The organism is Actinocrinis sp. (assembly GCF_035650855.1).
Taxonomy (GTDB): domain Bacteria; phylum Actinomycetota; class Actinomycetes; order Streptomycetales; family Catenulisporaceae; genus Actinocrinis.
Genome location: NZ_DASRGV010000321.1, coordinates 1 through 10,046, shown reverse-complemented (window position 1 = coordinate 10,046; position 10,046 = coordinate 1). Strand labels below are relative to the sequence as shown.

Here is a 10,046-nt window from a genome sequence, read left to right as displayed (position 1 = left end):
CGGGTCGCGCTGTTCTTGGGCATCTGGGGCTCCACGACCCTCGCGGGAGCCGCAGCCGGCCTGATCTGCACCCCGCTGGCCTACAGCGGCGTACCCGGCATCGCCACCGCGGACAGCTACCGCGACACCCTCGCCGAAGGTCTGCTGCTCGGCTTCCTCATCGGATTCCTCGCCGCGATCGCCGCCAGCCTCTTCATCGGGGCCGGCGCGTCATCAAGCGGCAACGGCGCCACCGCGATGGCCGCCGAACCCGCGCGCGGCGTCGACGAGACCTGGCCGCTGAGCAGCTGACTCACTCGCGGTCGACGGTCCGCGGCTCGCGGCTCGCGGCTCGCGGCTCGCGTCCGCGCAGTGCCGCGGACCGCGTGCGGGACGGCGGCCGACCGGAATTCCTCCCAGCCGATTTGCGGTGTGGCGGGGCGTTCCCTGGTCCGCTCACGCAGCCCGCGTCACAACAGTGAGCGCAGAGCCTCAGCCAGCCGCTCGTAGTCACTCTCGCGGTTGTACAGCTGCGCTGAGAGACGCATCAATGCCTGATCGCCCCACACGTTGATGACCGATTCGATCCCGAACTCATCCGCCACCCGGTCGCGTAACGCATATACCGCCGCACTGTCTGCTCGAACTCCGGGCAACGGCACCAACCGCATCGCCAGCGTGGCGCTCTCCCCCGTAGCGTTCGCGTTACCAGGCATCCGGCTCACGTCCGCGCCGAGTGCGTCAGCAACGACACGCTGCCCGTGCGCGGCCAACGCGCCGTTACGTTCCCGCACAGCCGCCCAACCCCAGGCCTCGAAGAAATCCAACGCGGCCGGAACGGACAACCAAGCCGACGAGTCAACGGTGCCCGGCAGCAAGAACGAGTGCGGATACCCCTCGTCCTCCCGCCACGAGACGGGAAACGACCCGATACGCTCCCGCCACCGCTCCGCGACGAACAGACCGGCGCTGCCGCGCGGCGCACACGGCCACTTGTGGAAGTTCCCCACCCAGAAGTCGGGCCGCAGCGTTCCCAGGTTTACCGGTAGCAAGCCCGGTGCGTGCGCGCCGTCTACCAGCACCGCGACCCCGCGCTCGCGCAACGCCGCGACGATGCGGCCGACAGGGAACACCTGCGCCGTCGCGGACGTCACCTGGTCGACGATCGCCAACCGCGTACGCGTCGTCACTTCTCCTAGCAGCGCAGCGACCATCTCGTCATCGGAAGCGCCCAGCGCAACCCGTGCGACGACGACCGAGGCGCCGACCTGCGCAGCAGCCTTCTGCGCGCCGAACAGGACCGCGCCGTAGACGTGATCAGTGACCAGAATCTCGTCGCCTTCGGCAAGAGGAAACGCGGCAAGCACCGTCCCGACGCCGCAGGTCGAGTTCTGCACGAATGTGACGCCGTCGGCGTCCGAGCCTAGGAACGTGCCGGCCGTGAGGCGGGCCGCGTCCAGGGCTGGCTGCAGCTCGCGCCGGAAGAATCCGGTGGGGTTGCCTTCCATCCGCTCTCGCCACCGCTGCTGCTCGGCGAGCACCGTGGAAGGCACGGCACCGAAGGAACCGTGATTAAGGTGCACAAGCTTGGGGTCGAGCGACCACAGTTCGGGGTGGTAAAGGAAGTCTGCCGTGGCGGATTCGTCAGTCGTCGTCACGCCCGCCGAGACTATCCGATCAGCGTGAAGGCCTTGGAGCCACAGACGAAGAGACGGCCTGAACCCATCCCAGTCTCCCCTTGTATGACCATCTGCCGATTGCGACATCCGCATGAAATTGCGAGAGTTCGCATCATTGATCCGCAAGTTCTCCGATCCTGGATCTATCAGGGTCAACCGGCCCTGCGGCCACAACGAACTTGGGGTGGGCACCATGCAGCAAGACGTCGCAATCACACGGCCGACCGACCGGAAGTCCGTCCGCGGATTCGCGGTCATCCTGCACGAGTGCGACTTCCGCGAACTCATCTTGCTGCAGCGCACAGCAGGGCTTCTCGACTACAAGGGATATCTCGAGACCCTTTGGCGGCGGATGACCCTCCTCAGGCAAGCGGGACTGCGTGTGCTTGTCGGTCCCTTCCTTATCGATCAGCACATCAGCTTCGCGGACCGGATCGGTGCAGCGCCGTTCAGCCCGCTCGCGATGCGGGCGTTCGACGCCTTTGTGACGCGGACGTGCCCGCACACGCGAGAGTGGTGCGGTGAACCGATGAGCCGCTTCGTAGTCGATCTGCGTACCGCAGCGAGCGCCACGGCGAGTGGTCGCGCTCCCCCGGCAGCGACGAGCATCCGCGCGTCGTCGGCGTATCCGCCCGCCACTGCCGGGGAGTACACGAACGGGCTTAGCTCCAGGCGACCTTGAAGACCCAGGCGTACTGCCCGGTCGCCTGCGCCGCCTTGGGAACGTCGATCACCAGCGCTCCGTTGTCCTGGCTCCACGTCAGCGGGCCGCCACGGTAGCCGAGCAGCGTCACGCGGTCTTGCGGCCGGATCGGTACCGGCGCTGGCACGCTGACCTGGTTGCCGGGGGCGGTGAGCGAGATGATGTAGAAGGCCTGATTCTGGTTCACCGTGAAGCGCAGGTTGTCGAGTTGCGCCATGCGTGACCAGTAGGTGGTGCCGTAGATCGCCTCGCCGTTCACCTTCAGCCAGGCACCGGTCTCGCGAAGGCGCTGCTGCATGACGTCGGGGATGGTGCCGTCGGCGCGCGGTCCGATGTCGAGCAGGAAGTTGCCGTTCTTGCTGACGATGTCCACCAGCGTCTGCACGACCTGTTCCGCCGTCATGTACTGGCTGTCCGGGGTGGCGCTGTTGTAGCCGTAGGAGAAGGGGTCGAGCCCGCGGCTCGCCTCCCACTTGGCCACGACCGTGTTGGCGTAGGTCGTGTATTCGGGCGTGGTGAAGTCGTGGGCGGGAATGCCTCCGCGATCGTCGACGGTGACGTCCTTGGGCTTGCGGCGGTTCTTGGCGTTGTTGAAGTACGTGGTCAGCGCGTCTCGGGTGTCGTTCACGCCGCCGATGTCGTACCAGATGACATCCGGGTCGTATCCGTTGATCAACTCGAGCACTTGCGGCGTCTGGTAGTCCTTCACGTAGTCCCTGCCGGCCTGGTAGCCCGTGTAGGGCACCGGGGCGAGCGTGTACGGGTTGCGCGGCGCGTGGCCCATCCACGGGTTGTCAGGGTTGAACCATTCGGGCAGCGAGTAGTACAGGCCGTTGCGCAGGTGCGGCGTGTACTGGCGCGAGGCGGCGAACAGCGCGCCGACCAGGTCTCGGTGCGGGCCGAGTTGCACGGCGTTGCGGCCCGTGACCTTGGAGTCCCAGAGGGCGAAACCCTCGTGGTGCTTGGAGGTGAGGACGTAGTATTGGGCGCCGGCGGCGGAGATCAGCTCGACGCAGGAGCGCGGATCGAAGTTCGCCGCGGTGAAGCGCGGGATGAAGTCGTCGTAGTTGAAGCTCTCGCCGTAGGTCTGCGCGTGGTAGGCGTACGTCGGATCGTTCGGGTTCTGCATGTTGTTCCAGTACCACTCGGCGTACTCCTTGCCGACCGGTCCCCAGGCCGGCACCGAGTACACGCCCCAGTGGATGAAGATGCCGAACTTGGCGTCGTCGAACCAGTACGGGGCCTGGTGTTTGGCGAGCGAGGCGTCGGTCGGCTGGTAGTCGGGCACGCCGAGTGTCAGCAGCGATGGGGCGACGGCGAGTGTGGAGCCGCGGGTGGTCGCGGACACTGCGCCGGTCGAGGTACTGCCGACGGCGGTGCCGGCGGTGTTGGCTATGCCGATCCGCAGCCTCGCCTGCTCTCCCGGTGCCAGGATCTTCACCTGGGCGGGAGCGACGGTCCGGGCTCCGGGTGCCTCGACGCCGACAGTGACGGCGTCGGCGGCGGTCAGCCATGTCGTGCCGGCGTTGACCAGGGTTGCCTCGACTGATTGGGGTCCGGCGTCACGCACCATGGATGTCGTCGACCTGGCGTCGCGCAGCAGCGCCGAGGTGCCCTGGGCCAGCGGCTGGAGGCTGAGGGCGAACACGTGCAGGCTGGTCACATTCGGGGCGGGCTGGGCGCTGTTCGGCAGCGTGATGGAGACGACGTCCCGGTCCGGGTAGACCCAGACTTCGGAGACGTTCAGTGAGACGGGGTGCTGATCCGTGCCGCCGCCTGGCGTGTAGCGGTAGGGGAAGGTGAGGTCGCCCGAGTTGTACCAGTCGGGCGCGGTGAGCGTGGCGGCGGAGGTGCTGCCGTCGGCGTATGTGACGGTCGCGGTGCCGCTCGCGGTGCCGTAGCTGCCCGCAACGAGGAACAGCAGGCTGAGATAGCGTCCGGAAGGGAGGGTGATCTTCTGCCCCAGGGCGACGATGTCGTTCTTCGCGCCCGCGGCGGCGGATCCGAGCTGGTAGGGGACGCCGCCCACGGTCACGGTGCCGTCGGCGGGCAGCGAGTCGCCGGGGAAGCTGTATCCGGAGCCGTCGAAGTCGCCGTCGTGGGCCGCAGCGGTGTCTATCGCGTCGTGGTCGAAGTAGTCGGCGAGGGATACCGGAACGGGCTGGGGCGCGGGGACGGGGGCCGCAGTGTGTGCGTCGGAGGCGTCCTCAGCCGGTGTCGAGGATTGGCCCGCGGAGCCTGAGGTCTTGTCCACGGCGTGGGATACCGAGGGAAGCCCGAGTGAGGCTGCCCCGGCAGCGAGACCGAGTACGTGGCGACGTGGGAGATCGGGAAGAGACGTCATCGGCTCTCCTTAACTGACCCGGTGATCACAGGGCCAGGGTGATCGGATGTATCACTGAAAGTGGGCACAGATTTTCGCATCAAGCAGCGAAATGAGAATCAGGAGGGTTGATTCATCCGATGTGTCATCCTGGACCCGCGCACGTACGCTGTCAACGGTTCTCCCGCAGCGGCGGCGCGAAGACTACGAAATTCAAAGCCCTGATTGACAGCTGTGGTCGTCAACCGCCCGGCGAAGACGGGTGCGCCGCAGCCCGCGCGGGGCCACGGCGCAACGGTCTGCGGCTACTTCCAAACGTCGTTGGGAACGGCGGCGTAGGCGTCGTTGTTCGTCAGCGGCGTTAGTCCGAGCGCCTGGTCGACAACGCGCAGCAGGCCATACTGGTCGACTCGCTGCGAGCTCTGATACCCGGCCTTGACCGTGTTCTGTGACCCGATCAGGACTGTCGGCACCTGGTTCGGGTAGTTCGGGCCGTAAGCCTTGGTGGCGCCTTCGTCCCAGGTGAGGATCAGCAGCGAACGCTGCGTGGTCCAGGCCGGCGAGTTGAAGATCGTCGGCAGCGTCTGGGACAGCCAGGTGTCGCCGGCCGCGACGCCGCACGCCTCCATGTCGTCGCAGTCGTCGGCGGCGAACCACACGAAGCTCGGTGTGGTCGCGGTGCTCTGGAGGTCGGTCGTCATCTGGGTGAGCGGCTGCCAGTGTGCCTGGCAGAAGGAGGCGCTGTTCTTCATCTCGGCGAAGTAGTAGAAGGGCGCGTCGTCCGGGTAGTAGTAGCCGTGCGTCGAGGTGTCGCAGGCACCGTTCGAGCCCTGGGTGTACTGCTTCCACGTGCCGCCCGCCGCCGCGACCCGGTCGCCGACGCTCGGGGCATTGATCGTCGTGGTGGACACGCTGTTGTCGGTGAGGCCGTAGAGTCCTCCGGCCGCGAGCGCGACGTAGTTCGGGTCGCTGGGATGCGTTGTCGCGTAGGACTGAGTAAGGACGGTGTTCGCGTTCGCCAGGCTGTTGATGTACGGCGCGGCGCTGTTGCCGATGATGCCGCTGTAGTCCTGGTTCTCCATGTAGACGACGAAGACGTGGTCGAAGCCGGGCACCGACGAGGGTGGCGCGGTGAGCACCGGGCTGGGCAGCGATGCGCCGATGGTCAGGGAGATGTCATCGGCGTAGCCGTCCGTGGTGTTGCCCGCGGTCCAGGTGAACGCGAGGTCCACCTTGATCGATCGGGTGCCCACCGGCAGGGTGCCGCTCGCGCTGCGGTAAAGCAGCTCGGTGGTGTTGTTGCGGTTCTTGTTGGTCACCGGGGCGATCGACGCGCTGCCCAGCGACGTACCGCCGGCGCCGAGGAAGGTGGCGGTCAAGCCGACGCGGTCGTTTTGCGAGGCGTATCCGCCGAGCCAGCCGCTGAGGTTGTAGGCGGCTGCCCCGGCGTCGATCGTGCTCGCAGCGCCGGAGACGTCGGCCACTTGTTCGAGGCCTGAGTTCCCGGTGCCGCCGCCGGCGAAGAATCCGGTTCCGCGGTCGGTCGGGCCGGGGGTACTCGCGGTCGGGAAGCCGCCTGCGGCGCCGTAGCAGACGACGTCCGGCTCGCCCGACGTGATCCTCCAGCCGGGTACGGTCATGCCGTCCAGGCCGTTGGGCGAACAGATCGCCGCCGATTCCGCGCCGGCATCGACGAGCAGGTTCGGGCTGGTGACGGAGGCCGCGCGGGCCGGGGTGGAAAGCAGGCTGGGCAGCAGGGCGAGGAGGAGGGAGGCTGCGGTCAGCAGCGTGGCCGTGGGCCGGTCAGGGGAAGGAGAGGTGCCGCTGGGCCTACCGGGCCTGCCAAACCTGCGAGACCCGCCGGGCTGACCGGTACTGCCGGAACTGCCGGTACTGCCGGACTTACCGGTGCTGCCGGGCGTGCCCGGCCTGCCGGTACTGCCGGACTTACCGGTAGTGCCGGGCGTGCCCGGCCTGCCGGACCTGTCGGTGCTGGCGGGCGTGCCCGGCCTGCCGGACCTGTCGGTGCTGGCGGGCCTACCGGGCCTATCGGTGCTGCCGGTACCGCCGGTACCGCCGGGTCTGCCGATGAGTCTCATGGGTGGTCCCTCCGCTCGAACTTGACCAGACAAGTTGCCCGTTATCGTCCTGTTGGAGGGAGGACGGCAATCAACGTTGAGATATCCGGCGCGTGGAGGTTGGCCGCATAGAAGTGGGTCCGAATCTGACGCGGTAGACGTCGCGGAGCGGTACTGCGCGGTGTCGGCCGGTGTCGGTGTGACCGGCGGCAGCCGGCAAGGGCGCACGCGGCGCACGGATTGGGAGGACTCGGAGGCGCGGCGGCGGCCAGGCCGGTGGCCTCTCAGGGGGCGACGACGAGCACGGGGCGCGGGGCGGGAGTCAGCCGGGCCCGGCCGCCGGCCGGGAACTCGGACGCGCGGTGCGAGGGCAGGTCTGCCTTCACCTCCGTGCCGTCTTCCAGCGTGACCGCGACGCGCGTGATGGCTCCGAGGAACGTGGCCGTGCGCACCGTGCCCACCGCCGGGTCGGCGCCTGCGCGATCGGCGGCCGAGTCGGGCTCGATGGCCTCCAGTTCGATCGCCTCGGGGCGCAGGAGGACCTCGACCTTTGTGCCGGGGACTGGGCGCTCGCCGTCGACCGGGAGGCGGCGGCCGGCTACCTCGACCACGTCCAGGTCGATCATCGTGCCGCGCAGGCGGTTCATCGTGCCGACGAACTCGGCGACGAACGCGGTGGCCGGTCGGTCGTAGAGCTGGGCCGGGGCCGCGCACTGTTCCAGCTGTCCGGAGCGCATTACCGCGACGCGGTCGGCCATGGACAGCGCCTCTTCCTGGTCGTGCGTGACGAACAGCGTCGTGATGCCCAGGTCGAGCTGTACCCGGCGGATCTCGTCGCGCAGCTGCAGGCGGACCTTCGCGTCCAGGGCGGACAGCGGCTCGTCGAGCAGCAGCACCTTCGGCCGGATCGCCAGCGCGCGGGCGAGCGCGACCCGTTGCTGCTGGCCGCCGGAGAGCTGGTGCGGGTAGCGGGCGCCGTGGCCGGCGATGCCGACCAGTTCCAGCAGCTCCTCGGCGCGGGCTTTGCGCTGCGGCGCCGCGGTCTTGCGCAGCCGCAGGCCGAACGCGACGTTCTCGGCCGCGGTCAGGTGCGGGAAGAGGCTGTAGGACTGGAACACCATGCCCATGTCGCGCTTGGCGGCGGACACCGGTGTGATGTCGGCGCCGTCGAGGCGGACCTGGCCGGCGTCCGGGCGTTCGAAGCCTGCGACGATGCGCAGCGCCGTGGTCTTGCCGCAGCCGGACGGGCCGAGCAGCGCGACCAGTTCGCCGGGGGCGAGGGCGAGGTCGAGTCCGTCGAGCGCGTGCACGGCGCCGTAGGAGCGGCGCAGTGCGCTCAGTTCGAGTCCGGCGGCGGGCATCAGGCACTCCGGTCGGTGACGGCGGCGGCGCGGCGGCCGCCGAGGAAGGAGACGAGGAACAGCACGGCCCAGGACAGCAGCAGGCTGAGCAGGGAGACGGCGATCGGCAGCTGTCCGCTGCCCTGGCCGTCCTGGACGATCCAGACCGCGAACGGCACGAAGCCGAGGATGGAGGCGATGGTGTACTCGCCGAAGACGAGGGCGAGGGTGAGGACGGCTCCGGAGAGCAGTCCGGCGCGCAGGTTCGGCAGCAGTACTCGCCACAGGACGACCGGCCAGGAGGCGCCGAGGCCGCGAGCGGCTTCGACGAGCGTCTTGAGGTCGACCGCGCGCAGTGCGGCGTCGAGCGCGCGGAACGCGAAGGGCAGCACGAGGATCGCGTAGACGAGCGGCAGGATGAGGGGGAAGGACTGGTTCTGCAGGTCGGCGTCGAGGCGGAACATCCAGCTGCCCTGGTCGTTCAGGCCCCAGCCGAGGACCGTGGAGACTCCGGCGGTCAGCGCGACCGGTGAGACGACGAGCGGCACCATGGCGATCGATTCCACGACGCCGCGCAGTCGCGGCAGCCGCAGCCTGATCGCCACCATGGCGGGCACGAGCAGGACGAACTCGAGCGCGATGGTGCTTAGCGCGAGGAAGAAGGTCATGCGCACGCTGGTGAGGAACCCGCTCGCGCCGAACAGCTGTCCGTAGGGTGCCAGGCTGAAGCGGTGCAGCCGCGCGTTGTACACGGTGAACCAGAGCGCTGAGAGCAGCGGTCCGAGCAGGTAGATCGCGACGACGGCGAGCATCAGGACGCGCCACCAGCGGACGCGGGAAAGGCGCTCGGCGAGGCTTCGGGCGGATGGCGGACCGGCCGCGCCGGCGGGCTCAGGGCGGTCGGCGGCGGCCAGGGTGTCGGTTACGAGTCCAGCCATCGCGCACTCCTAGCCCGCAGCGGGAGATAGACGGCCATCATCAGGGCGCAGATGGCGATGGTGTTCAGGCTCATGGCCATGCCCAGGTTCTCCTGTCCGGCGAGTACGTTGCCTGACAGGACGGACGCGATCCGCAGGGTGATCAGCGGCACGGTGCCTCCGGCCAGGGCCTGCGCGGTGGCGTAGGCGGCGAACGCGCTGCCGAAGCAGAGCACGAATCCGCCGAGGGCGGTGGGCAGCAGGATCGGGCCGCCGATGTGCCGCCAGTAGTCCCAGGCGGTGCCGCCGAGCCCGGTCGCCGCCTCGCGCCACTGCCGGCGCAGCCCCTCGAGCGCCGGCATGGTGGTCAGCACCATGAGCGGGATGAGGAAGTAGGGGTAGACCAGCACCAGGCCGGTGAAGGTGTCCAGGGCGAATCCGGGGTCGATCTTGCGGATCAGGCCGGTCGCCTCGCCCGCGGTGCCTGCGGCGGCGATGAAGCAGAAGGCGAGCGGGATGCCGCCGAAGTTGGCCAGCACGCCGGACGCGGTGAGCACGGCCTGCTTGAGCACCCGGCCGCGCGACTGGGCGATCGCGTGCGCGGTGGCCAGTCCGATGATCGCTGAGATCGTGGCGGTGAGAAGGGACAGGCGCAGGGAGCCCCACATGGCGGTGAGGTAGAAGCCGCTCCAGGAGTCGGTGAGGTTCTGCGCGGTGAACGAGGTGACGCCGGTCGCGGGGTTGGTGCGGCGTACGGCCTCGTACAGCAGGGCCCAGGTCGGCAGGCCGAGGAAGATCGTGCAGTAGATCAGCAGCGGCGCGACCGCGGCCCACGCCCCGAGCGCGCGGGGTCTGCGGGCGCCGCGCCGCGCCGGCACCGGATCCGCCGCGTCGGTGAGCGGCGGGTCGAGGGTGAGCGCCAAGTCAGGCTCCTGGGGAGGGCGGGGACGGAAGTGAGTGGTGGTGGCGCGTGGCAGTGGTCGGGAGGGCGAGCGGCGGGGTCGGGCGGGGAACGCTAGGGGTGGGG

8 protein-coding genes are annotated in these 10,046 nt (G+C 69.0%); 2 read left to right on the top strand and 6 right to left on the bottom strand.

What is annotated here, in order from left to right; all coding sequences use genetic code 11:
- A partial coding sequence (locus VFB40_RS22810) for a hypothetical protein (protein WP_324853954.1) occupies positions 1–291 on the top strand: 291 nt, incomplete at its 5' end.
- 158 nt (positions 292–449) lie between these two features.
- Here VFB40_RS22810 and VFB40_RS22805 read toward each other — a convergent pair.
- Positions 450–1,637: an aminotransferase class V-fold PLP-dependent enzyme gene (locus VFB40_RS22805; protein ID WP_324853952.1), complete on the bottom strand. Its 1,188-nt coding sequence runs from the start codon at positions 1,635–1,637 to the stop codon at positions 450–452.
- Positions 1,638–1,749: 112 nt separating this feature from the next.
- On the opposite strand from VFB40_RS22805, the gene VFB40_RS22800 reads away from it, so the two are divergent.
- On the top strand, positions 1,750–2,340 hold the full coding sequence (locus tag VFB40_RS22800) for a hypothetical protein (protein WP_324853950.1): 591 nt from the start codon (positions 1,750–1,752) through the stop codon (positions 2,338–2,340).
- Here the strand turns inward: VFB40_RS22800 and VFB40_RS22795 are convergent.
- The 5 genes from VFB40_RS22795 to VFB40_RS22775 form a co-directional block, all read right to left on the bottom strand.
- Entirely contained in the window at positions 2,321–4,705 is a 2,385-nt protein-coding gene (locus tag VFB40_RS22795) for an alpha-L-fucosidase (RefSeq protein WP_324853948.1), read from the bottom strand. The two genes, VFB40_RS22800 and VFB40_RS22795, sit on opposite strands and share 20 nt — an antisense overlap.
- 284 nt (positions 4,706–4,989) lie before the next feature.
- A complete protein-coding gene (locus VFB40_RS22790) occupies positions 4,990–6,783 on the bottom strand; it encodes an alkaline phosphatase family protein (protein WP_324853946.1) in 1,794 nt (597 codons plus the stop codon).
- Between the two features lie 263 nt (positions 6,784–7,046).
- A complete protein-coding gene (locus VFB40_RS22785; RefSeq protein WP_324853944.1) occupies positions 7,047–8,123 on the bottom strand; it encodes an ABC transporter ATP-binding protein in 1,077 nt (358 codons plus the stop codon).
- Complete coding sequence (locus tag VFB40_RS22780) at positions 8,123–9,040, bottom strand: ABC transporter permease (RefSeq protein ID WP_324853942.1); 918 nt, start codon at positions 9,038–9,040, stop codon at positions 8,123–8,125. Before VFB40_RS22780 ends, VFB40_RS22785 begins: the two co-directional genes overlap by 1 nt.
- The gene (locus tag VFB40_RS22775) at positions 9,025–9,942 is read right to left on the bottom strand and encodes an ABC transporter permease (RefSeq protein ID WP_324853940.1); all 918 of its coding nucleotides are present in this window, start codon (positions 9,940–9,942) and stop codon (positions 9,025–9,027) included. Before VFB40_RS22775 ends, VFB40_RS22780 begins: the two co-directional genes overlap by 16 nt.
- Between the last annotated feature and the right edge of the window lie 104 nt (positions 9,943–10,046).

Excerpts from the sequence above, each read along its gene's own strand:
- VFB40_RS22800 (WP_324853950.1), top strand. The coding sequence starts at position 1,750 with ATGAAATTGCGAGAGTTCGCATCATTGATCCGCAAGTTCTCCGATCCT.
- VFB40_RS22785 (WP_324853944.1), bottom strand. The coding sequence starts at position 8,123 with ATGCCCGCCGCCGGACTCGAACTGAGCGCACTGCGCCGCTCCTACGGC.
- VFB40_RS22795 (WP_324853948.1), bottom strand. The coding sequence starts at position 4,705 with ATGACGTCTCTTCCCGATCTCCCACGTCGCCACGTACTCGGTCTCGCT.
- VFB40_RS22780 (WP_324853942.1), bottom strand. The coding sequence starts at position 9,040 with ATGGCTGGACTCGTAACCGACACCCTGGCCGCCGCCGACCGCCCTGAG.
- VFB40_RS22790 (WP_324853946.1), bottom strand. The coding sequence starts at position 6,783 with ATGAGACTCATCGGCAGACCCGGCGGTACCGGCGGTACCGGCAGCACC.